21 protein-coding genes are annotated in these 20,856 nt (G+C 72.2%); 9 read left to right on the plus strand and 12 right to left on the minus strand.

What is annotated here, in order from left to right; genetic code table 11:
* Positions 1–2 precede the first annotated feature (2 nt).
* From ACIBM5_RS32110 to ACIBM5_RS32120, 3 genes are all read left to right on the plus strand, one after another.
* On the plus strand, positions 3–1,226 hold the full coding sequence (locus ACIBM5_RS32110) for a sensor histidine kinase (protein ID WP_396010112.1): 1,224 nt from the start codon (positions 3–5) through the stop codon (positions 1,224–1,226).
* On the plus strand, positions 1,226–1,897 hold the full coding sequence (locus tag ACIBM5_RS32115) for a response regulator (RefSeq protein WP_391586242.1): 672 nt from the start codon (positions 1,226–1,228) through the stop codon (positions 1,895–1,897). The genes ACIBM5_RS32110 and ACIBM5_RS32115 overlap by 1 nt, the downstream gene beginning before the upstream one ends.
* A gap of 195 nt (positions 1,898–2,092) precedes the next feature.
* Positions 2,093–2,515 (plus strand): hypothetical protein, encoded by a 423-nt coding sequence (locus ACIBM5_RS32120; protein ID WP_396010113.1) that lies wholly within the window; start codon positions 2,093–2,095, stop codon positions 2,513–2,515.
* A gap of 61 nt (positions 2,516–2,576) precedes the next feature.
* On the opposite strand, the gene ACIBM5_RS32125 is transcribed toward ACIBM5_RS32120, so the two are convergent.
* The 4 genes from ACIBM5_RS32125 to ACIBM5_RS32140 form a co-directional block, all read right to left on the minus strand.
* On the minus strand, positions 2,577–3,542 hold the full coding sequence (locus ACIBM5_RS32125; protein WP_396010114.1) for a hypothetical protein: 966 nt from the start codon (positions 3,540–3,542) through the stop codon (positions 2,577–2,579).
* A 352-nt stretch (positions 3,543–3,894) separates the two neighbouring features.
* Complete coding sequence (locus ACIBM5_RS32130; RefSeq protein ID WP_391586038.1) at positions 3,895–4,551, minus strand: ester cyclase; 657 nt, start codon at positions 4,549–4,551, stop codon at positions 3,895–3,897.
* Between the two features lie 387 nt (positions 4,552–4,938).
* Positions 4,939–5,826: a TIGR03854 family LLM class F420-dependent oxidoreductase gene (locus tag ACIBM5_RS32135; RefSeq protein ID WP_396010115.1), complete on the minus strand. Its 888-nt coding sequence runs from the start codon at positions 5,824–5,826 to the stop codon at positions 4,939–4,941.
* A gap of 83 nt (positions 5,827–5,909) precedes the next feature.
* Positions 5,910–6,767: a helix-turn-helix domain-containing protein gene (locus tag ACIBM5_RS32140; RefSeq protein ID WP_396010116.1), complete on the minus strand. Its 858-nt coding sequence runs from the start codon at positions 6,765–6,767 to the stop codon at positions 5,910–5,912.
* Between the two features lie 216 nt (positions 6,768–6,983).
* Between ACIBM5_RS32140 and ACIBM5_RS32145 the strand changes: the two genes are divergently transcribed.
* Entirely contained in the window at positions 6,984–8,213 is a 1,230-nt protein-coding gene (locus ACIBM5_RS32145) for a cytochrome P450 (protein ID WP_396010117.1), read from the plus strand.
* Positions 8,214–8,306: 93 nt separating this feature from the next.
* Here the strand turns inward: ACIBM5_RS32145 and ACIBM5_RS32150 are convergent, their stop codons facing one another.
* Positions 8,307–8,888 carry a hypothetical protein gene (locus ACIBM5_RS32150; RefSeq protein WP_396010119.1) on the minus strand — a complete coding sequence of 194 codons (582 nt, stop codon included), beginning with the start codon at positions 8,886–8,888 and terminating at the stop codon, positions 8,307–8,309.
* Positions 8,889–9,257: 369 nt separating this feature from the next.
* On the opposite strand from ACIBM5_RS32150, the gene ACIBM5_RS32155 reads away from it, so the two are divergent.
* Positions 9,258–9,791, plus strand: a complete 534-nt coding sequence (locus ACIBM5_RS32155; protein ID WP_391586033.1) for a DUF6817 domain-containing protein — start codon at positions 9,258–9,260, stop codon at positions 9,789–9,791.
* Positions 9,792–9,809: 18 nt separating this feature from the next.
* Here the strand turns inward: ACIBM5_RS32155 and ACIBM5_RS32160 are convergent, their stop codons facing one another.
* The gene (locus tag ACIBM5_RS32160; protein ID WP_396010120.1) at positions 9,810–10,307 is read right to left on the minus strand and encodes a VOC family protein; all 498 of its coding nucleotides are present in this window, start codon (positions 10,305–10,307) and stop codon (positions 9,810–9,812) included.
* A gap of 136 nt (positions 10,308–10,443) precedes the next feature.
* On the opposite strand from ACIBM5_RS32160, the gene ACIBM5_RS32165 reads away from it, so the two are divergent.
* Positions 10,444–11,373: a helix-turn-helix domain-containing protein gene (locus tag ACIBM5_RS32165; protein ID WP_396010121.1), complete on the plus strand. Its 930-nt coding sequence runs from the start codon at positions 10,444–10,446 to the stop codon at positions 11,371–11,373.
* Between the two features lie 249 nt (positions 11,374–11,622).
* Here the strand turns inward: ACIBM5_RS32165 and ACIBM5_RS32170 are convergent, their stop codons facing one another.
* The gene (locus ACIBM5_RS32170) at positions 11,623–12,135 is read right to left on the minus strand and encodes a MarR family winged helix-turn-helix transcriptional regulator (protein ID WP_396010273.1); all 513 of its coding nucleotides are present in this window, start codon (positions 12,133–12,135) and stop codon (positions 11,623–11,625) included.
* A gap of 400 nt (positions 12,136–12,535) precedes the next feature.
* Between ACIBM5_RS32170 and ACIBM5_RS32175 the strand changes: the two genes are divergently transcribed.
* Both ACIBM5_RS32175 and ACIBM5_RS32180 read left to right on the plus strand, forming a co-directional pair.
* Positions 12,536–13,255 carry an SDR family NAD(P)-dependent oxidoreductase gene (locus tag ACIBM5_RS32175; protein WP_396010122.1) on the plus strand — a complete coding sequence of 240 codons (720 nt, stop codon included), beginning with the start codon at positions 12,536–12,538 and terminating at the stop codon, positions 13,253–13,255.
* A 158-nt stretch (positions 13,256–13,413) separates the two neighbouring features.
* Positions 13,414–14,226, plus strand: coding sequence for an alpha/beta fold hydrolase (locus ACIBM5_RS32180; RefSeq protein ID WP_396010123.1), 813 nt, complete (start codon positions 13,414–13,416; stop codon positions 14,224–14,226).
* A 267-nt stretch (positions 14,227–14,493) separates the two neighbouring features.
* Here ACIBM5_RS32180 and ACIBM5_RS32185 read toward each other — a convergent pair whose 3' ends face one another.
* The 4 genes from ACIBM5_RS32185 to ACIBM5_RS32200 form a co-directional block, all read right to left on the minus strand.
* Entirely contained in the window at positions 14,494–15,255 is a 762-nt protein-coding gene (locus ACIBM5_RS32185) for an SDR family NAD(P)-dependent oxidoreductase (RefSeq protein WP_396010124.1), read from the minus strand.
* Positions 15,256–15,435: 180 nt separating this feature from the next.
* Complete coding sequence (locus tag ACIBM5_RS32190; protein ID WP_396010126.1) at positions 15,436–16,974, minus strand: MFS transporter; 1,539 nt, start codon at positions 16,972–16,974, stop codon at positions 15,436–15,438.
* A 142-nt stretch (positions 16,975–17,116) separates the two neighbouring features.
* Positions 17,117–17,701 carry a TetR/AcrR family transcriptional regulator gene (locus tag ACIBM5_RS32195; protein WP_396010127.1) on the minus strand — a complete coding sequence of 195 codons (585 nt, stop codon included), beginning with the start codon at positions 17,699–17,701 and terminating at the stop codon, positions 17,117–17,119.
* A gap of 173 nt (positions 17,702–17,874) precedes the next feature.
* Positions 17,875–18,960, minus strand: coding sequence for a helix-turn-helix transcriptional regulator (locus ACIBM5_RS32200; RefSeq protein ID WP_396010128.1), 1,086 nt, complete (start codon positions 18,958–18,960; stop codon positions 17,875–17,877).
* A gap of 61 nt (positions 18,961–19,021) precedes the next feature.
* Between ACIBM5_RS32200 and ACIBM5_RS32205 the strand changes: the two genes are divergently transcribed.
* Positions 19,022–20,161: a winged helix DNA-binding domain-containing protein gene (locus ACIBM5_RS32205; RefSeq protein WP_396010129.1), complete on the plus strand. Its 1,140-nt coding sequence runs from the start codon at positions 19,022–19,024 to the stop codon at positions 20,159–20,161.
* 145 nt (positions 20,162–20,306) lie between these two features.
* Here ACIBM5_RS32205 and ACIBM5_RS32210 read toward each other — a convergent pair whose 3' ends face one another.
* Positions 20,307–20,849 (minus strand): anthrone oxygenase family protein, encoded by a 543-nt coding sequence (locus ACIBM5_RS32210; RefSeq protein WP_396010131.1) that lies wholly within the window; start codon positions 20,847–20,849, stop codon positions 20,307–20,309.
* Between the last annotated feature and the right edge of the window lie 7 nt (positions 20,850–20,856).

Consider the following 20,856-nt stretch of genomic DNA (forward strand, 5'->3'; position numbering starts at 1 on the left):
GCATGTCCGACCACCTCGCCGAGCGCGGCGCCGACCGGCACGTCCGTGACCGGGCCAAACACACGCTGGGCATCCTGCGCCGGACCGACCCGCAGCTTCTGGACCTCCTGATCGCGCTGATGGTGCAGTTCATGGTGTCGCTGCCGTTTCTGATCTACTGGCGTTCGCCCTATCGGCTCGGCTTCCTGCTGCTGAGCGGCACCGCGATCCCGTTGATCTGGCGGCGTCGGCAGCCGTTCCTGGTCGCCTGTGCGGTGGCCGCGTTCACGGTGCCGGTGTCGCTGCACCATCGACCCGGGCAACCGTTCCAATTCGGCATGACGATCGCGATCTACACGGTCTTCGCGCTCGGTCGGCGCTGGGAGCGGATCACCGTCGCGGCATTGGCCTTGCCGATCACGCTGGTCGTGGAGAACTTCAAGGATCAGCCGGTGCAGCAGGCCACCTTCGACGTCCTGGCGCTGACCGCGGCCGCCGCCTTCGGACTGGCCACCAGACACCGCGTTGCCTACATCGCCGGCATCGAGGAGCGCACCCGGCGCCTGGAACACGAACGCGACCTGGAGATCCGCCGCGCGGATGCCGAGGTGGCCCGGGCCGCCGCGCGCGAACGGGCCAGGATCGCCCGGGACATGCACGACATCCTGGCGCACGCGGTGAGCCTGATGACCGTGCAGGCCGAGGCCGGACCGGTGGTGGTGCGCAGCGATCCGGCCCGCGCGGAGGCCGCGTTCGACGCGATCGCGGACGCCGGCCGCGATGCGATGGTGCAACTCCGGCGGATCCTGGGCACGCTCAAGGAGGACGACGAGGCCGGCGCCCGAGCGCCGCAGCCCACCGTCGCCAACATCGCGGACCTGGTCGCCGAGGTGGGCCGGACCGACCTGCGGGTGATCTACGAGAGCGTCGGCGAGCGCCGACCGCTGCGCTCGGACGCGGAGATCGCCGCGTACCGTGTCGTCCAGGAGGCGCTGACCAACACGGTCAGGCACGCGCACGCCACCACGGTGGCGGTGCGGCTCGAATGGGGCGACGACACGATGAGGATCACCATCACCGACGACGGCCGGGGCGGAGGACCGCGTCCGGGCGGCGGACACGGGCTGATCGGCATCCGCGAGCGGGCGAGCGCGTGCGGCGGCAGCGTGACGGCCGGGCCGCGGCCGGCCGGGCCGGGCTTCGAGGTCGCGCTGCGGATCCCGCTCGACCCGACGCGGGCCTCGTGATGCCGATCAGCGTGGTGGTGGCCGACGATCAGGGGCTGGTGCGCAGCGGGTTCGCGATGATTTTGGACGCGCAGCCGGACATCTGTGTGGTCGCCGAGGCGGGCGACGGCCTGGAGGCGGTCGAGGCGGTCCGGGCGCACCGGCCCGACGTGTTGCTCCTGGACATCCGGATGCCTCGGATGGACGGCATCGAGGCGGCCCGCCTGGTGTCGGCCGAGGCGCCGGGTTGTCGGATCGTCATGCTGACCACGTTCGACGTGGACGAGTACGTCTACGACGCGCTGTACGCGGGCGCGGCCGGGTTCCTGCTCAAGGACGTGCGCCGGGACGATCTGGTGCACGCGGTGCGGATGGTGGCGAGCGGCGAGGCACTGCTCGCACCCTCGGTGACCCGACGGCTGATCGCCGACTACACGCGACGGCTCCCTCGTACGGAGGCCCCGACCGGACCGTCCGAGCGGCTGGCCGTGTTGACCACGCGCGAGCGGGAGACGATGCGCTGCCTGGCCCTGGGCATGTCCAACGCGGAGATCGCCGAGGCGCTGGTGGTCAGCGAACACACGGTGAAGACGCACGTCAGCAGCATCCTGGGCAAGCTCGGGCTGCGCGATCGGGTGCATGCGGTGATCTGTGCGTACGAAACTGGCCTGGCCGTCCCGGGCATGGGCTGACCCCCACGCGAGCGGTGCGCGGCGCGTGGACTCGCTCGCTCGGGTGAGGTACGGGAGATTTCTCCGTCCTACAGGGGGAGTACGCGGCCCGGCGGAAACGGTTCGTACAGCCGATGCGGCGAATGGCCCCGACAGCGAATCCTGGTGGGGCCCGAGGGACTGTCCCGCCGGGAGCTTCGAACGGGGGAGCGCGCCATGGGCGATGTCCTGCAGCAGACGACCACCGAGCTCTACCTGCGGCTGAGCGACTGCACGATGCGCGTGGGCAAGGGTTCGCGTGGGCGGCCGGCGCTCGAGGTGTACACGGGCTACCGGCTGATCGACGTGGCCGTGGCCGGCGCCGCGCTCGGTCCGACGCTGCTGCGCGGTGCGCTGCGCTCCGGCCGCGGCGAGCCGCCGTGGGCGCTCGCGTGGGGCGTGTTGCCGGACGACGGCGTGCCGCCGCGGGTGGAGTTCCGGCGCGGCCGGTTCGCACTACAGGCGCCGGCGACGATCTTCGCCGAACGCTTTTGGGTGGCCACGGTCCCCGGCACGTACCGCTCCATGACGGTGCGCACCGAAGACGACGCCGTCGGCGAGGGCGGACGACTGACCCGGATGCGCACGCCGCGGTTGTGAGCGGGAGTGCGGGTCAGCGGGGGTCGTGAGGATTCGTGGTGGGTGGGGGCGGAAGCGGGGATTAGAAGGTGAGGTCGGGGTTGGCGTCGGGACCGGGGCCGGGGTCGAACTCGGGCCGGCTCCCGGCCCCGGGTTCGGCCCGGTGCCCGGTCCCGGGCTCGGTTCCGATCCCGGCCTCGGGTTCCGCGAGGTGCCAACGGCCCGTGGTCGGGTCGTAGCGGGCCGACAGATCGGCCCGGGCCGGGAGGCGCGTGCCGAGCCGCCACTTGCCCGCCGCGAGATCGAGTCGGACGGTGCCGTCGGGTTCGGGCTCGCCGATCGGGCCCGACCAGTGTGCGCTCCGCGCCAGGATCGCCCGGACGAGTTCGGAGTGCGGTTCGACCACGGTGACCGCCTCGTCGTCGACGAGCAGCGCCGCACCCGCGGCAAGGGTCAGCAGCCGGGCGAACACCCGGACGGGCAGCGCGGGATCACGGCTCTCGACGTGGAAGTAGCAGTCGTCGTGGCCGGAGAAGTACAGCCCCGCGTCGGGCAACTCCTGAAGCACGGAGGTGTCGGGGCCGCTCGTGCCGACCGCGAGCGCCATCTCGTCGGCGGCGGCGGCCGACACCGGGCCGGGCGCGTCGAGCACGGCGATGTTGTAGGGGTACAGCTCGGCCAGGAACCGGCCCAGGTCGCCCCTGCGTAACACGAGTAGTTCGCTGTGTCCGGCCCAGGTGACGTCATGGGCCTCGGCCTCGACACCCTGATCCCGGGCGATCTCGCCCGGCGTCCACTCGCGATGGTCCTCCGGATCGAACCAGTAGTGCCCGAGGCTCTGCACCGTGACGACCGGCTGCGCGAACGCTTCCAGGACGTCGACCAGATCGGCCGCCCGCACCGCCGCGCCGCCGATCCCGTACACCCCGTCCCGCTCGAACACCTCGGCGGCGAGCGGAAAAGGAACACCCGCGAGGCCGACCGAGTTGGTCCGGAAGGCGCTGTTCGACTCGACCCGGAAGGTGGGCGGGTGGTGCTTGTCGGTCATGAACGTCCCGGCTCGTGCTTGGGCCGGCGGCGGGGCGCGGCCGGGGTCGGGCGGGCCGTGGTCGGGCCGTCGGGGCAACCACCGGGTCGGTAACGCGGTGGTGCGCCAGGCTATCCGGGAGCCGGCCGGAGGGCATGGGCGGGCTCGGGGTGTGCCGTCGCGTGGGTGCCGGGCGGGCTCGGGGTGAGGCCGTCCGGCACCCGAGGGCCGGCGGGTCGCAGGGGGCGGTCGGCCCGTGATGTCGGGCCGGTTCGTCTCGGCTCGACCGGGGCCGGCTCGGTTTCGGGCCTGACGCGGTCCGGGCTCGGTTCGGTCCCGTGTCGGGTTCGGCTCGGCCTCGGCTTCGGCTTGGTCAGTTGCCGTGGGCGACCGGGCAACCGCCGGTGAGTCGGGACAGGAAGGCGTTCGGGTCGTAGTAGTGCTCGACCTCGACGAGCTTGAGGTCCTCGCTCACCTTGGCCACGCTCATGCCGAACATCTCGATGGTCTTGCCGTCCGGCCGGAAGCCCTTGTACTCGCCCGTGTAGCTGCCCCAGTGTCGCCACTTGAACGCGATCACGGGCGGCGGGGAGAGGACTTCGAGGACCTCCCAGTAGAAGCCCTCGGGAAACGCGGTGTGGAAGATCCGGTGCGAGGACTCGAAGCTCTCCCGACCCGGCGAGTAGAAGATGCTGTCGCCGATCAGGATGTTGTAGCTGCCCTGGTCGACGATGTCCTGCGCGCTCGCCCACGGGCCGCCGTTGACGTTCGTGCGGAATCGCTCGGTGACCATCGAGACCCAGGTCTTCGGGTCCTTCTTGTGCGAGACCTCCATCTCGAAGACCTGCACGAGGCTCTCGACGATCGCTTCCAGCGAGTCGGGTGCGTGTTGCGTGCTGCGCTGACCCGGCATCACCGTGTGCGAGAGGTGGTAGTCGGGGGTCTCTTCGCGCCAGTCGTCGGGGGCCGCCGCGGCGACGACGGCGTCCCGTCCCTGAAGCCAGAGCGGAGTCGCGGGGGAAGTCGACACGTGTATTTCCATCCTTCGTTGCCGGCGGCAGCGCTCGGTGGCGCGCGCCGTCCGGAGGGGAACGGGGGCGATCCTGACTGACTGTCAGACCAGGCGCAACCCTCCGTCGCCACGGGCGGCGCGGCACCGTTGGCCGGATTCGATCGGTACTGCCGTACGTATTCCGGCCAATCGGAGGGCACGACCGACTCCGGGGCATCTCCCGGGCATACGGGGACTGTTCACGTGTCGACATGCGCTCCGACGCAGGTGGGCGGGCGGACGGCGCACCCGCGGCCGGTGGTTCGCCCGCCGCGGGGGAAGCACCGGCCGCATGATTCAGGCAGTGGCGAGAAATGCGCAATATTTTGCTTACGGAGCGTCAGTTGCCGTGTGCGGCAAGATCGTTCAGGTCTCCATCGGCAACAGCTCGGCGGCGAATTCGGTCAGGAACGCGGTCCACGAGCGCGGTGTGCCGGCGGGGCGGATCACGAATTTGCTCACCCCGGCATCGGCATACCGCCCGATCAGCTCGCGCGCGGCGGCCCACCCGGTGGGCACCAACTCGGCGGCGCTCACGTCCGGTCGCTGCCGGCGCAGCGCGCCGAACTCGCGGCTCGGCATGCCGTCGAACGCGACGACCAGGCTCATCCCGTAGTGGTCGTCGTCGACGGTACGCCCGGCCTCGGCCGCGGCGGCCTCGATCGTGCGCCGGGCCGCGCCGGCCTCGTCGGGAGTCAACGCGGCGCCGAGCCAGCCGTCGGCGAGCCGACCCACCCGGCGCAGCGACTGCGGGCCGCTGCCGCCGAGCCACAGGTCGAGCGGGCGGGTGGGTCGCGGGCCCACACGTGCGTGTTCGCAGCGGTGGTACTTGCCCTCGAACGACACGTCCTCGTTTTCGAGCAGGAGACGCACGAGGGTGAGCGCCTCGTCCATCACCTCGCCGCGTGGACCCGGAATCGGAAACAGCGGCCGTTCGCGCGCTGTTGCGTGCCGGATGCCGAACACCGGCAGGATCCGGCCCGGCGCGAGCGCCGCCAGCGTGGCGAGTTCCTTGGCCACGGCCACCGGGTTGCGGCCGGGCAGCACGGTGACACCGCTGCCGAGCTTGAGCCGCCGGGTGCGGCCGGCCGCGTACCCGATACCGACGAGCGGATCGGGCAGGTCACCACCGACCAGATCGGGCAGCCACAGCGAGTCGACGCCGACCTGCTCCATGTACTGGACGAGTCCACCGAACGAGGCCGGGTCGGCGGGGTCGAGCGGACCCAGGCCGACACCTATACGGAGTTTCATGCAGCCAGTTTGCGGGGCGGGCCGGTGTGGGGTGTCGGTTGCCGCGTGGGGGCTGGGTGGGGGCTGGGGGCCGGGTCGGCGGGTCAGGCGGTGGTGCGGGTGGAGAGGTGGGCTGCTGCGGTTCGTAGTTCGGTGATGTATTCGTGGCGTTCGGTGGGGGTGACGGCGTTGCGCAGTGGGCCGATCTGGAGTTCGTGGGTCGGGTGGCCCCGGGCGTTGCGGACGGGCGCCGCGAGGTAGCTCAGAGGGAGTGGCCGGTCCGAGGTCAACTCGGCGTCGGTGTACGGGTGTGCGCCGATCGAGGCGAGTTGGTCGCGTACTCGCTCGCGCAGCCCCGTGCGGCCCGGGTGTTCGTCCAGCAGGCCCACCACGTCTCGCAGGACGGCCAGCAGTTCGGTCGAGTCGGCGCGTGGTCGCCAGGCGGCGACGCCGTGGGCGCGGACGGTGTCCAGGGTTGCCGCCGACTCGGGTGCGTGGGCGAGCCACGCGGCACGTTCGGCGGCCGGCCGCCATGGCATCACCGAGGCCCCGGCCGGTGGTCGCAGCGGCAGCCGGGTGCCCACCCGGATCCCGGCCGGCAGCCGACCCGGCCCCGGTTCCACCGCGAGGAAGACCACGTGATCGACGCCGACCAGGGACAGCGCCACGCCACAGCCGACCCGGGCCGCGAGCGCGGCCAACACCTGCGCGGCGCCCGCCGGGAGCCCCACCCGCGCATGCACCGCGTCGGCGACCGCGAGCAGGCCCGGCCCCAGCGTGTAGAGCCGATCGGGCCCGCGCTGCACCCAGCCCGGCGCTTCGAGCGCGGCGAGCACGGCGGTCGCGGTGGACCGGTTCAGATCCAGCCGCGCCGCCACCTCCGACACGCTCAGCCCGCCCGGTGCGGCGGCGAGCAACTCCACGACGGCGACCACCCGATCGGTGGGCGGCGAAGCAACCATGCGGCACCCCTTGTTCGGGCTCGGGATCGTCCTTAGAGTCAATGAATATACGTCACTTCAGCGACGAATATTCGTCGGGCGCCGCGCGCTGGATGCAGTGCGGTGAATGCAGTGCGATGAATGCAACGCGACGCGATGCGAGCGAGGTTGCGGTGTGTGTGCCGCGGCGGCGCCGACGATGCGACGCGGCGCCGAAGGCTTGGACAGGGAGTCCGGATGATCGAATCGCCCGCAGTACGCGAACCCCTCGATCCGTTCGACGCACACGCGCCATTCGATGTCGAGGGGTACGACTTCGCCTTCGACGACATTCCCGACCTGCACGAGGTGCTCGCCGCGGCACGGGTGCGCAAGCCGTACGCGATCGTGCCGTTCCTGGGTACGCGGGCGGTGTTGTTCCTGACCCACGATCTGGTGACTGCCGCGTTCAAGGACGAGGAGTCGTTCCCGGCGTCCGCGATCTACGCCGCGACCACCGAACCGGTGCTCGGGCACACCATCCAGTGCATGCGCGGCGCCGAGCACCGGATCAACCGCAAGCTCGTGGTGCCGGCCTTCCGTCGCAAGGTGGTCACCGATCAGGTCGAGGCGATCCTGGAACCGCTCGCGCACGAACTCGTGGACCGCTTCGAGGCGCGCGGCGAGGCCGACCTGGTCACCGAGTTCACGCACGGCTATCCGGTCCGGGTGATCACCCGCCTGCTCGGACTGCCGATGGACGACGAGGAACGTTTCCGCCGCTGGGCCGTCGACCTGTTCCACTTCCCGATGGCGCCGGAGGCGGCCGAGCACGCGTCGCGCGAGTTCACCGAGTACGTCACGCCGATCGTCGCGCGTCGGCGCACCGACCCGGGCGACGACCTGCTCTCGACGCTGGCCTGCACCGAGGCCGAGGGTCGCCGGCTCACCGACGAGGAGATCCTCTCCTTCCTGCGGCTGTTGTTCCCGGCCGGTGCCGACACCACCTACCTGGGCCTGGGCAACGCCCTGTACGCCCTGCTCACCCACCCCGAGCAACTGGCCCGGGTGTCGGCCGACCCCGACGAGGAACTGGAATGGGCGGTGGAGGAGTCGCTGCGCTGGGAGCCGCCGGTCGGCCTGCTGCCTCGGGTGTGCCCGGCGCCGGTTCGCGACTGGCAGGGGCTGGGACTGGACATACCGGCGGAGACGCCGCTGATCTTCGCGATCACCGCGGCCAACCGGGATCCGGCGCACTACCCGGACCCGGACGTGTTCGACATCGGCCGCCGGGTCCGGCCGACGCTCGCCTTCGGCGACGGGCCGCACGTGTGCCTGGGCACCTGGCTGGCCCTTGCCGAGATTCGGGCCGCGCTCAAGGTGCTGCTGCAACGGCTGCCGACGATGCGCCTGGCGGCGCCGACGCGGGTCCGCGGGTTGCTCGGCACGGCATTGCGCGGGCCGGAGTCGTTGCGCGTGCGGTTCTAGCCGTTCGCGGCCCGAGGTGAGGCCGGGCCCGGCGGACGTCGGTTGTGCGCCGGGCGACCCCGATGGGGCGGGCCCGGCGACCCGGGCGCGGCACTAGAGTGCCTGCGCTGCCGGGATCGCGTCCGTGGCGGCGTCGATGCGTGTCACGTTCTGGAGCAGGCCCCAGACGAAGTCCGCTCGGTAGGTGCTCGTGCCCTCGATGATCAGGCTCGCCCAGCGGCTCGGCGCGGAACCCTCCAGGTGTCGCAATTCCGGGTAGGCGCGCTCGATGTCGCCGATCACGAACTCCCAGGGCCGCAGGTCGGCCACGCTTTCGGCGGGCGGCGTCGTGGCGGGATCGGCTCGCACGAGCCACTCCTGCCAGACCCGCCCGTCGGGACCGGTGAGGATCTCGAAGCGCAACTCCGGCCACAGCGGCAGCACCCACCACTGCGCATCGGCGGTGAGATCCCCGATCCGGCGTTCGGCCCGGCCGGACGGCTCGCCCAACGCGGCCCGGTAGGCGCGGCCCGGGCCGCCGACCGAGCGGCTGCGCACCATGCGCTGCCACTGCGCGTTGACCTCGCGCATCCGAGTGCGGGTGAATTCCAACTCGCGGACGGCGTCGGCGACCAGATCGGGTTGGTAATCGCCCATGCGTCGCAACAACACCAGACAGAACTGATCCGGTCCCACGCTGATCTCCGTACTTGTTCGCAGCCGGCCTCGACGCTATCCACAAAGCGAACGGCCGCGTTGTCATTCCCCGCAGGTCGATTCCGGATCGTTGTCCCCGGCACATTGTTCCGGCGGCCCGGCGGCCCGGCGGCCCGGCGGCCCGGCGGCCCGGCGTTACGGTGTCGCGGTTCCCGGTGCGGCGTCGGCACCGGCGCGGCCCCGCGCGCCGTTCACCGCATTGTGAACGCCGACCCGAGTGCGGCACCCGGCAACGTGTATGCCGAAGCCCCTGGGATCTGACGGTTCGTCAGCGCTATCGTGAACCCGAAGTCATCGGGCGGCCACCGGGAAATCGGCGCCGACCCATTACATGGCAAGGGGTGGCACATGATCGACGACTACATCCGCATGCTCGGCGGGGACCGCATCGAGCATCCGGGCGGAACCCTGCTGGCCCACCTGACCCGAGTCGAGGCACTGCTCGGCACCTGGGGCGCACGCCCCGAACTGCGTACCGCCGGCCTGTGCCACGCCTTCTATGGCACCGACGGATTCGCGACCGCACTGCTCCCGCTGGACCGCCGCGCCGAACTCGCGGGCCGGATCGGCGTGGACGCCGAGCGCATCGTGTACTTCTACGGCAGCTGCGACCGGGCCGCGAGCCACGGCACACTGGTCGACGGCCCGTTCCGGGACCGGTTCACCGGCCGCACCTACCGGCCGACCGAGGCGGAGCGACGCGACTTCGCCGAGCTCACGGCGGCCAACGAACTCGACATCATGCGCGTCGCCCCGGACCTTCGGGCGCAGTGGGGCGCCGGATTGTGGGACCTGCTGGCCGGGTTTCGTCCGCTGCTCAGCGCCGCCGCCTGGGCCGAGTGCGAACGAGTACTCGGAGACACCAGAGCCGGCACCCGGTAACCGGCGCCGGGCCGAGGATCAGCGGCCCTCCGGCGTCGGGCGGTGCTCGACGTACTCGACGATCGTGCCGTCGGCGTGCCGAGCGGTGACCCCGGAACCGGTGGGTACACGGCGCAGCGGTTCGAGGATCTCGGCGCCGGCCGCCGCCAGGCGCTCCAGGTACGGCGCCAACTCGGGGACGAGCAGGGTGCCGGTGGTGGACCGGAACCGCTCAACCGTGGCCGCGGCGCCCTCGATCAGCAGGAAGCCGCCCACGGCCGACAGCGCGATGCCGTATTCGCGGAAGGTGAACCACATGTCGCGCTCGACGCCCTGGAGGTCCTCGTAGAACGCGGTCGCGGCCTCCAGGCCACCGGGCTCGACGAAGACCCGAAGGAACGCGCGCGGCGTGGCGAGCGTGGACGAGTCGTTGCTGCGGCGCCACATGATGTCGGCGGTGGGGTCGGCGGCGGTGGCGGCCTCGATGGCGGACGCGGTGGTGGTGGGGGTGGTGGCGCGGATGGGTTCGGTGGTCATGGGTGTCGGGTTCCTTGTCGGTGCGCCGGCCGGTCGGGCGGCCGGGGTCGATCGGTACGTCCACCACCCTCGCGAGGTCGCCCGGGCCGGGCCAGGCTCCGGTTCATACGGTGAGCAACAGTCATAGGCTGGGCCGATGGGCACCGAGGAGGAGCGGGACCGCCGGCGCGAGCTGGGCGGGTTCCTGCGTGCGCACCGCGAACTGCTCGCCCCGGAGGACGTCGGGCTGCCCCGATCGCCGCGCCGCCGTACGCCGGGCCTGCGTCGTGAGGAGGTCGCCGCGCTCTCCGGGGTCGGCGTGGCCTGGTACACCTGGCTGGAGCAGGGCCGGGTGGATACGTCGCGTCAGGTGCTCGAATCGGTGGCCAGGGCCCTGCGCCTGGACGCCGACGCACGCCGGCATGTCCTCGAACTCGCCGGTTTCCACGTACCGGCCGACTCCGGCCCGGCGCCGGCCGACGGCCTGCGGGCAATGGTCGAGGGCTGGCCGACCAGCCCGGCGCTCGTGCTCGACCGGGCCTTGGACGTACTGGCCTGGAACGACGCCTGGCGGGCGATCCGGCCCGACCCGGCGGCCGTGCCGATGGAGCGCCGCAATCTGCTGCTCATGCTGCTGACCGACCCCGCTCACGAGTCGGGCTTCCCCGAGCGCGAGACGGTCGCCCTCGACCTGGTCCGCCACCTGCGCACCCGTCCCGAGGACGCACGCGGGCGTACCGTCGCGGCGCGACTGCTGGCCGAACGCCCGGACCTGTCCGCGTGGTGGCGATGCCGGGCGGTGGGCGTGTTCGCGGCTCGGACGGTGCAGGTCGACGAGGTCGCAGCGCGGCCCGTGCGGACGCCTGCCGGCACGGACCGGGCGGCCGAGCAGCACGCGACGCCGGTCGTGCCGCTGCGCTTCACGATGTCGCTCCTCCTGCCCGCGGAGGCACCCGAGACGACGGTGCTGGTCTGGACGCCCGCAGATGCGGTGACGGTTGCCCACATGCTGGACCGGGCGAGCGGCGGCCACCCGACGGCGGAGCGGTCGGCGGCGCCGAGCACGCTTGTCGAGGCGACGGGATAGGGGGCGCGGGGCCGTCCGGCGGTGGCGGCCGCGCGGGGGCAGGACAGGGCGGGGAGGACAGGACAGGGCAGGGCAGGGCAGGGCAGGGCCGGGACGGGGTGGGCCGGTCGTGCCGGTGGCGATGTGGTCGGATTCGCTCGGGTGGGTGACCCGCGTGAGGGGCCGGCGTAGGTGACCCGCGTGGGAAACGCGAGTCGGGTGACCGGGTTGGGCGGCTCGGGTGGATCGGTCCGCAGGGCCGGCCCGGGATCAGGCGTCCTCGTCCCCCACGTGGGTGAGTCGGTCGTCGCCGAGTCTGGCCTGCACATCGCGGAACAGGATCGCGAGCAGATCCGCGAGTCGGGTCTGCTGATCCGGGGTCAGGCCTTCGATCAACTCCGCCTCGCGGCCCAATACCCGATCGACCGTCGCCTCGACCAACGCATGTCCCGCCTCGGTCAGTTCGACCTCGACCGAGCGCGTGCGACCGGATCCGGCCCGCCGTACGACCAGGCCCTCGCGCTCGGCCCGGGCGACCCGCTGCGAGATGGCGCCGGCCGTGACGAGCGAACGCCGGCCCAGCTCGCGCGTACCCAGCGTGTACGGCGGTCCACTGCGCCGCAGCACACTCAGCAGGTCCAACGTCGCCGCGTCGACGCCCGCGCCGGCCAGGACTCGGCGACGGTCGTCCCCGAGCAGTTTGGCCAGCCGCCAGATCGGCGTGACGATCCCGATCGAGGACACCGGCGTCCCGGGCCGCTCGCGCTCCCACGCGGCGGCGATCTCCTCGACGGCGTGACCGACGCGCCCGGAACCGCCGCCACCGACCGCCTCCGGATCGGCGAGCGGATCGGCGGCAGCTCCCGTTCGCCACTCGGCTGCGGCCTCGGGATCGGCGGGCGCCCCGGCCGCGGCCCCGGTCCCGGCCTCGGTTCCGGCCTCGCCCCCGGCCCCGGCCCCGGCCCCGGCCCCGGCCCCGGCCCCGGCCCCGGTCCCGGTCCCGGTCCCGGCCTCGACCCCGGCCTCGGTCCCGCCCCCGGTATCCGGCCCGTCCGCACGGGCCGCCGGCGTGCGGGGCGATGTCTCGGCGGGGGGACGGGGCTCGTCGGTTGCCATGAGGCCTCTTCCCGGTGTTATGTTCAGACCTAAATTTAGATCTAAACGACGACGTGGGGGTCATCCTATGGCACGCAACATCCTCGTCACCGGTGGCGGCACCGGCATCGGACTGGCGATCGCTCGGCACTTCGCCGGGCTCGGCGCCGCCGTGACGATCACCGGTCGGCGAGCGGAGCCGCTCACCCTCGCCGCCGAGCAGACCGGGGCTCGGGCACTGGTCTGCGATCACACCGACCCCGAAGCGCTGATCCGACTGGTGGCCGAACTGCCCGAGCGGATCGACGTACTGGTCAACAACGCCGGCGGCAACACCGACTTCGACCACGGTCCCACCGACGACCTGGCCGGGTACGCTCGCGCGTTCCGGGCCAACCTGGACGCCAATCTGGTCGGCGCCGCGCTGACCACCCGGGCCGTCGAGGACCGGCTCGCCGCCGGCGGCGCGGTGATCGGCATCGGCTCGATCGCGGCCGACACGGGAGCCGGCTCCTACGGCGCGGCCAAGGCCGGCCTGGCCGCCTGGAACGTCGCCCTCGCGGACGCCCTCGGCCCGCGCGACATCACGGCCAACGTGGTCTCCCCGGGCTACATCGCGGACACCGAGTTCTTCCGGGACAACCTCACCGAGGACCGCCGCCGGCAGTTGGTCGCCGCGACGTCGGTGCGTCGGGCCGGCTCGCCGGAGGACATCGTCGGCGCCGTCGCCTTCCTCGCCTCGCCCGCCGCCCGACACGTCACGGGACAGGTGCTGAACGTCAACGGCGGTGCGTACAAGAGCCGTTGACGCCGGAGCGGACGTGGGTCGGTCGGCGGACCCGGTCGGTACGTGCGGACCGTGCCGGGCGCCCGCGCCGCCGGAGCGGGAAACCGGGTTCGCCGGACGGGCGCCGCCCGCATCCGTAGCGTTGGCACCGAGCGGTCCCCGCACGGAAGGCAGATCTGATGGATTCCGGCACGCTGGCAGTGCCCGGAGCCGACCTCTACTACGAGGTACGCGGCTCCGGCCCGGTCCTGTTATTGATCAACGGCAGCAACGGAGACACCGGCCTGTTCGCGGCGCTGGGCGATCGGCTGGCCGACCGGCACACCGTGGTCGCCTACGACCGGCGCGGAAACTCCCGTAGCCGGCTCACCGATTCGCCCGGTGAGCAGCGCATCGACGAGCATGTCGACGACGCACATCGGCTGCTCCTGGCCCTCACCTCCGAACCCGCGGCCGTCTTCGGCACCAGCACCGGCGCCTCGATCGGCCTCGACCTGCTCGTCGGACACCCCGAACAGGTCGACCTGCTGATCGCCCACGAGCCGCTCGTGGTGGGGCTGTTGCCCGACCCGAAGCAGTGGCACGCGAAGTTCGACAACGTCGCCGAGCTGTACCGGACCGACGGCCTCAAGGCCGCGATGGGCGAGCTCACCGCGCTCTTCGGGCTGTCCGGTCCGCCGGAGCCGGCAGCGGATCTGCCCACGCCGGTGCGGGAGTTGCTCGAACGGGTGCAGGCCAACGTGCATTTCAATCTGTCCTATGAACTGTCGGCGTTCGCCCGCTTCGAACCGGACCTGACGGCTCTGCGGGGCGCCCCGCTGGTCCTGGCCGTCTCGAACGAGGGCGCGGAGACGCTGCTCTACCGGACCACGGCACTGCTCGCCGAGCGCCTCGACCTCCCGGTCGTGGAGTTCCCGACCGATCACGTGGGCTACGCCCTGCGGCCGGACGAGTTCGCCGTGGCCATGACCGAGGTGCTCGCCCGGGGATAGTCGATCGCCCGTTCGGGCCACCGCGGTTCGCCGCGTCGAGCGGCCGGGCGGGCTCGTTCGGGCTCCGATGGCCTGTGTACCGCCCGGTCGTCCGGGTGGGCCCGGCGCCGCCCGTCGAGCCGCGGTGTCCTCCGCCGGGACGGCCTCCGAAGTCGCCGGGCGCGGGAGCCTCGGCCATCCCTGGCATCCCCGGTGTCCGGGTATGCCGAAGCGGCCCGGCCGCGTCGGAGTGACGGCGGCCGGGCCGGGTGCGGAACCGGTAGCGGGTCAGGCGCTGGCGCCGCCGTCGAGCACGAGGTCGGTGCCGACCGCGAAGCCTGCCTCGTCGGAGGCCAGGTACAGCACGGCGGCGGCGAGTTCGGCCAAGGTGCCGACGCGGCCGGACGGGTTCGCGTCCTTCATGCGATCCGCGCGCTCGGCCTCGGTCTCGCCGGCACGCAGCGACATCGTGGTGTCCAGCGGGCCGGGACTGACCGCATTGATCCGCACGCCCTCACCGATGTGGTCGAGCGCGGCGTTGCGGGTGAGGGCACTCACGGCCGCCTTGGACGCGACGTACGCCCCGAGGTTGGCGAGCCGGGAATGGGCGCCGAGGTTGGACGCGATGTTCACGATGGCTCCGCCACCGTTGGCCCGCATGTAGCCGATCTCGTGCTTCATCGAGAGCCACGTGCCGGTCACGTTGATGTCCAGGGTGGCCCGGAAATCCCCTTCGTCGAGATCGGCGAGCGGGCCCACGCCCTGGATCACGCCCGCGTTGTTGACGGCGACGTCGAGACCGCCGAACAACTCGACCGTGCGGGCCACGAGCGCGGCCAGGCTCTGCGAGTCGGTGACGTCGGCGGTGATCGCCGCGCCTCGTCCGCCCTCGGCCTCGATCAGCCGCACGGTCTCGGCCAGCGGCGCGGCACCGCGGCCCGCGACCACGACGGCGGCACCCTCGCGAGCGAAGGCGAGTGCGATCTCCCGGCCGGCCCCCGAACCGGCGCCGGTGACGAGGACGGTCCTGGCGGTGAAACGTGCGGACATGATTGTTCTCCCGTGTCTTGCGGTGTCGAGATGGTGAATCGGTGGATGTGGTCGGTGCGTGGGCACGATCGCTCGGCCGACGCATCGGCCGGCCGGCGTGCCGTGATGCGTCCGGCGCGGTTGTTGTGGCTTCGGGTGATCCGTGGACGACCCGGTGGGGTCGGCTCGACCGTGGTGTGGTCAGCGGGTTCGGGGCCTTGCGGGTCCGCGGGTCGGGCCGTGCTCGTGGTCGCCGTCCCGGTTCCGGGCAAGGACGGCCGCCACCAGCGCGGCCAGGAGGAAGACGGCCCCGGCGGTGCCGAAGGCCCAGGCGTAGCCGGCGATCACGTCGCCGCGGGTCGCGGCCACCGACATCAGCGCGGCCAGGCCGACGGTGGGCCCGAGTTCCATTGCGGTGTTCAGCACGCCGCCGGCCAGGCCCGCCTGATGGGCGGGAACGCCGCCGGTGGTCAGGACGGCGGTGCCGGCGAAGATCAGGGCGGCGCCGACGGGCAGCAGGACCAGGCCCGGGAGGAGGTCGGGGGCGTATCGGGTGCCCTCGTCCAGACGGGCGAGCAGGAGCAGGCCGACGCCGCCGACCAGCAGGCCCGCCACGGTGATTCGGCTCGGACCGAACCGGTCGATCAGCGGCCCGGCCGCTCGACCGCCCACGACCAGCGCGAGGGTGAACGGTACGAATGCGCCGGCGGTCGCGAGCGGTGACCAGCCCCGGCCCTGTTGGAGGTGGAGGGAGATCAGGAAACTGATCAGGCCGGTACCGGTGGCCGCGAGCAATACCCCGACCAGCCCCAGGATCCGGCGCGGATCGCGGACGAAGCCCGGCGGGAGGAGCGGGTCGGCGACGCGCCGTTCGACGACCGGGAGCGCGGCGAGCAGGATCACGCCGCCGCCGAGCGGGACGACTACGGACGCCGACGTCCAGGCGTGGTCGCCGGTGACGGTCAGGCCGTATCCCGCGAGGGTGATGCCGACGGTGGCCAGGATCGCGCCGAGCGGATCCAGACCGGGACGCCCGCCCGCCTCGGCCGACACGCCGGCGGCGGGCCCGGCGCACGTCGGCTTCCCGCCCGGCAGGCGACGCGGAGTCAGGAACAGGGCCAAGGCGGCCACGGCGACCGGAATGGCGAACATCCAGCGCCAGGACACCCAGGTCGTGAGCACGCCCGAGGCGAGGTTGCCGATCGCGGCGCCCAATACGGACAGGCCGCCCCAGGTCGCCATCGCCCGTCGATACGCACTCGGTGCGGGATACACCCCGCGCAGCACGGCCATCGCCGCCGGCGCGGTCAACGCGGCCCCCACACCCTGCCCGAAGCGAACCGCGACCAACACGGCGAAACCCGGGGCGAATGCGGCGACCGCGGATGCGAGGCCGAACACGACCAGCCCCACCGTGAACATCGGGCGTCCGCCGTACCGATCCGCAAGCCGACCGCCGAACAGCAGCAGTCCGCTGAACGGCAGCCCGTAGGCGGCACTGAGCAACACCAGGTCGGCCGAGCCCAGGCCGAACTCCCGGCCGATGTCGGGCAACGGCACACCGATGACGGTGATGGTGAAGATGAGCGTGGCCTGCACGGTGCCGAGTACGGCGAAGGCGAGGGCGGCGTGCGGGACGCTCGGCGGATCGAGGCGGGTGGTCGTGGCTGTGGCTGTGGGTGTAGCTGTACCTGCACCCGCGCTTGGGGGTGTCCCTGTGTTCGTGCCCGCGTCCGTCATACCGGTACCCCCGTTGCCGATAGCTTTTACAGATCGATCGTTCTCGAATAAGGGCATGCGTATGACGTCGAGTCGCCGGGCTCGGTGTCGGCGTCGGTTTCGATTCCGATCCGGTGGAGAGCGGAGGGCGTGCGTGCGTGCCTCAGGTGAGCAGTACGAGTGCCTGTCGGGTCGCGTCCCGCAGGCGGACGGAGTCCGGGCCGGCCTTGCCGACCACGCGCATCCCCTGGAGCAGGACCAGCAGGAAGCGGGCCAGTGCCTGGGGGTCCCGGTCCGGGCCCAGTTCGCCCTGTGCCCTGGCCCGGGTGAGCGCGACGGTCAGATTGGTCTCCATCTGACTCCAGCCGTACTCGACGATCCGCGCCGCACCCGCGTCGTGCGCGGCGAGTTCGGCGGCGGTGTTGGTCAGGAAGCAGCCGAGGAATCGGCTCGGCTCCTCGGACGCCTCGCGGGCGAACCGCTCGACCAGTGCCCGAACGGCCGGCAGCACCGGGCCGGGCTGGGACAACTCCTCGAACAGCTCCGGGTTGCGGCCCTCGCGGTAGCGGTCGAGCGCCGCGAGATAGAGGTCGTGTTTGTTGCCGAACGTCGCGTAGATGCTCGCCCGGGCGATGCCGAGGCGAGCCACGAGGTCCGCCATCGAGGTCGCCTCGTAGCCGCGCTCCCAGAAGAGTTCGAGGGCGGACTGCAAGGCGGCGTCGGGATCGAATTCCTTGGTCCTGGCCACGGGAACGACTCTAGGTCATTCAAGAACGTACGGTCAAATAAGATCGGCTCGGCGCGCCGATGTCTGCCGAACGGCAGGCAGGCCCCGGCCGTCGGCCGGTGGGTGGGGCCGGCGGACGGGGCTGCGGGTGCCCGCGCGCGGCCTCGGCCGTCGTGGGTCGCCGGGCTGCGGTGTCAGCCCGCCGCTCGGGTCCAGCGTTCGGCCAACCGGGCGATCCGGTGGGTGAGTTCGGGTGGGCTCTCGACGGTGAAGTCGAGGTCGAGGAAGGCGAGATGGACCGCGAGCGCGTCGATCGAGGAGGCCCCGGTGGTCAACCGGCACGTATCCGCGTCGATCGCCTCCAGGACACCGTCGGTCGCGCCGATCCGGGCCGCGGCCAGTTCCGGCGAGGCATGCAGGAGCACGGTCGCGTGGTGCGCGAAGGCCCGGGTGGAGATGCCCGCACGGATGTACCCGGCGACGTCCCGGTCCGGCAGCGCACGCGGCGCGAAGTGCGGGCCGGTCGGCGTGCGCAAGCGCATCCGGTCCACGCGATACGTACGCCAGTCGGCCCGGTCGAGGTCCCAGGCCAGCAGGTACCAGCGGCGTCCCGTGCAGGCGAGGCGGTGCGGCTCGGTCGTGCGGACCGCCTCGCGGCCGTCGTGGGTGCGGTAGTCGAAGCGCAGCGTCTCGGCGGAGCGGCAGGCCGCCGCGATCGCGGTCAGGTCGGCGGCGGTCACCGTCCCGCCGCCCACCGGCAGCGCCACGGTGACCGCGTCGAGTGCGTCGATCCGGTGGCGCAGCCGGGTGGGCAGCGCCTGTTCGAGCTTGGCCAGCGCCCGGGCCGAGGTCGGCTCGATCCCGGCGACCGTGCCGCCGACCGCGGTACGCAGGCCCGTCACGATCGCGACCGCCTCGTCGTCGTCCAGGAGCAGCGGCGGCAGCGGGCCGCCCGCGTCGAGCCGATAGCCGCCGGACATCGTGCGGACCGGGTAGCCCGCCGCGCGCAGCCGCCGCACGTCGCGCCGGACGGTGCGGGGGCTGACGCCGAGGCGTGCGGCGAGCCGGGGGCCGGGCCAGACCGGGGGATCCGGTGGAACGGGACGGTCGGCGCGGTCGCGGCGCTGCGGTTGCGACTGCCGCGCGGGGTCGGATCGCCGTCCGGCGGAGGAAGGCCGCTCGGGCCGGGACTGCCCCTCGGGTGGGGATTGCCGCTCGGGTGGGGATTGGAGGAGGGACAACAGGCGAAGCAGGCGGGTCGTACTCTCCAGCGTGTCCATGTGCTCAGCCTGGCGTCGAATGCGGCAGGTTTCCGTCCGCATTCCCTCCTAGTCTTCGGGCATGGAGACCACCACCCTGAGCGTTCGCCGACTCAACCGTGCACTGCTCGAACGTCAGTTGTTGACCCGGCGGCACGCGATCTCGGCGGAGGCGGCGATCACGCACCTGGTCGGCATGCAGGCACAGGCTCCGCATCCGCCGTACGTCGGCCTGTGGACCCGCCTCGCCGACTTCGTGCCGACCGAGCTGGCCGATCTCCTGACCGACCGCCGGGCCGTTCGGCTGGGCCTGATGCGTGGCACGGTGCACCTGGTGACCGCCGCCGACTGTCTCGCACTGCGGCCGGTCGTGCAGCCGATCTACGACGCGGACCTGTATCGCAACCAGTTGCACGGACTCGGCGACTCGAAGGTCGATGTAGCCGAACTGGTCGCTGTGGGACGGGAGTTGATGGCCGAGCAACCGCTGACCGCCAAGGCGCTCGGGCTTGCGCTCGCCGAACGTTTCCCGGGTGAGGATCCGAAGGTTCTGGCGCACGCACTGCGCAGCCAGGCGCCCCTGGTCCAGGTCCCGCCGCGTGCGCTGTGGGGCCGCAGCGGTCAATCCGCCTGTACCACTGCCGAACACTGGCTCGATCGGCCACTGGCGGCCGAAACCGCCCCGGACGCCATGCTGTTGCGCTACCTCGCGGCCTTCGGCCCGGCCACGGTGGCGGACATGCAGTCCTGGTCCGGTCTCGGTCGACTGCGCGAGGTGGTCGATCGGCTCCGTCCGAACCTGGCCGTCCACCGAGACGAGGCCGGTCGCGAACTCTTCGATCTCCCCGACGCTCCGTTGCCGCCGGAAGACGCCCCGGCTCCGGTTCGGTTCCTCCCGGAATTCGACAACATCCTGCTTTCGCACGCCGACCGCTCCCGGATCATTTCCGAGGAGAATCGCAAACGACTCTTCACCGTCAACGGCATCATCCGGGCAACCTTCCTGGTGGACGGCCTGGTTGCGGGGGTGTGGCGGCTCACCCGAGCCGGCAAGCCGGTCTCGGCGGGCTCTCCGGCCGCCGGCGCAGCCGGACCACCCCTGGTCCTCGACATGCAGCCCTTCCACCCGATCCCCCGGGCGGCCAAGGCGGCCCTGACCGATGAGGCCACGCGTCTACTGGCCTTCATCACCCCGCACGACCACGAGATCCGCTTCGCCTGAGCAGACCCCCAGGCGTTCGTGCCCGGCAGGCCCTTGTCGGCGCCGGCGTCGCTGCCGGTTCCGGTGCGCACCTTCGAGTGCCGGCTTCCCGGACGTTCGGGTCGCGACCGAAGGCGGCGAGCGGTCCGGGTGGGGGCGGTGGGGTTCAGACGCGGTTGCGGCGGTGGAGGCGGAGGGCCTTGAGCATGGCGACGGCGGCGGCGGTGGAGAGGGCGGCGCGGATGCCGTTCCAGATGTTCCAGGTGGTCTCGAAGTCGGCGCGGGTCTTGGCCGGGTCGATGTCGCCGGCGTGGGCGAGTGCCTGGTTGAGCGGGACGTTAATGCCGGAGGTGGTCAGCACGGTGGTGGTGTAAAGGGCGAGGGCGGTCAGGGTCCAGCGCATGACGGCGGCGGTGGTCGGGTGCCTGCGCAGTTTCCAGGCGGCGATCGCCGGTGCGGCCAGGGCGGCGGTGAAGACGGTGAAGAACAGGGGGTTCTCGATGCCGGTGTTGATCTGTTGCATGGAGTGCACGAAGTCGGCGTCGTCCTTGGTGCCGAGCAGTGGCATCACGACGGTGGAGAAGGCGACGTAGGTGCCGGCCATCAGGGTGTTGGCCGCGGCGCCGGCGGTGAGCCAGCGGCCGACGGTGTCCCGGGTGGCGGCGATCGAACGGGCGGGGGCGGCGAGCGTGTGGTCGACGGCGGCCATGACGAAC

Origin of the sequence: Embleya sp. NPDC050493 (assembly GCF_044458105.1) — a bacterium.
GTDB lineage: Bacteria > Actinomycetota > Actinomycetes > Streptomycetales > Streptomycetaceae > Embleya.

Excerpts from the sequence above, each read along its gene's own strand:
- ACIBM5_RS32110 (WP_396010112.1), top strand. The coding sequence starts at position 3 with ATGTCCGACCACCTCGCCGAGCGCGGCGCCGACCGGCACGTCCGTGAC.
- ACIBM5_RS32175 (WP_396010122.1), top strand. The coding sequence starts at position 12,536 with ATGGCACGCAACATCCTCGTCACCGGTGGCGGCACCGGCATCGGACTG.
- ACIBM5_RS32190 (WP_396010126.1), bottom strand. The coding sequence starts at position 16,974 with ATGACGGACGCGGGCACGAACACAGGGACACCCCCAAGCGCGGGTGCA.
- ACIBM5_RS32115 (WP_391586242.1), top strand. The coding sequence starts at position 1,226 with ATGCCGATCAGCGTGGTGGTGGCCGACGATCAGGGGCTGGTGCGCAGC.
- ACIBM5_RS32155 (WP_391586033.1), top strand. The coding sequence starts at position 9,258 with ATGATCGACGACTACATCCGCATGCTCGGCGGGGACCGCATCGAGCAT.
- ACIBM5_RS32135 (WP_396010115.1), bottom strand. The coding sequence starts at position 5,826 with ATGAAACTCCGTATAGGTGTCGGCCTGGGTCCGCTCGACCCCGCCGAC.
- ACIBM5_RS32210 (WP_396010131.1), bottom strand. The coding sequence starts at position 20,849 with ATGGCCGCCGTCGACCACACGCTCGCCGCCCCCGCCCGTTCGATCGCC.
- ACIBM5_RS32180 (WP_396010123.1), top strand. The coding sequence starts at position 13,414 with ATGGATTCCGGCACGCTGGCAGTGCCCGGAGCCGACCTCTACTACGAG.
- ACIBM5_RS32160 (WP_396010120.1), bottom strand. The coding sequence starts at position 10,307 with ATGACCACCGAACCCATCCGCGCCACCACCCCCACCACCACCGCGTCC.
- ACIBM5_RS32140 (WP_396010116.1), bottom strand. The coding sequence starts at position 6,767 with ATGGTTGCTTCGCCGCCCACCGATCGGGTGGTCGCCGTCGTGGAGTTG.
- ACIBM5_RS32120 (WP_396010113.1), top strand. The coding sequence starts at position 2,093 with ATGGGCGATGTCCTGCAGCAGACGACCACCGAGCTCTACCTGCGGCTG.
- ACIBM5_RS32200 (WP_396010128.1), bottom strand. The coding sequence starts at position 18,960 with ATGGACACGCTGGAGAGTACGACCCGCCTGCTTCGCCTGTTGTCCCTC.
- ACIBM5_RS32185 (WP_396010124.1), bottom strand. The coding sequence starts at position 15,255 with ATGTCCGCACGTTTCACCGCCAGGACCGTCCTCGTCACCGGCGCCGGT.
- ACIBM5_RS32145 (WP_396010117.1), top strand. The coding sequence starts at position 6,984 with ATGATCGAATCGCCCGCAGTACGCGAACCCCTCGATCCGTTCGACGCA.
- ACIBM5_RS32125 (WP_396010114.1), bottom strand. The coding sequence starts at position 3,542 with ATGACCGACAAGCACCACCCGCCCACCTTCCGGGTCGAGTCGAACAGC.
- ACIBM5_RS32205 (WP_396010129.1), top strand. The coding sequence starts at position 19,022 with ATGGAGACCACCACCCTGAGCGTTCGCCGACTCAACCGTGCACTGCTC.
- ACIBM5_RS32165 (WP_396010121.1), top strand. The coding sequence starts at position 10,444 with ATGGGCACCGAGGAGGAGCGGGACCGCCGGCGCGAGCTGGGCGGGTTC.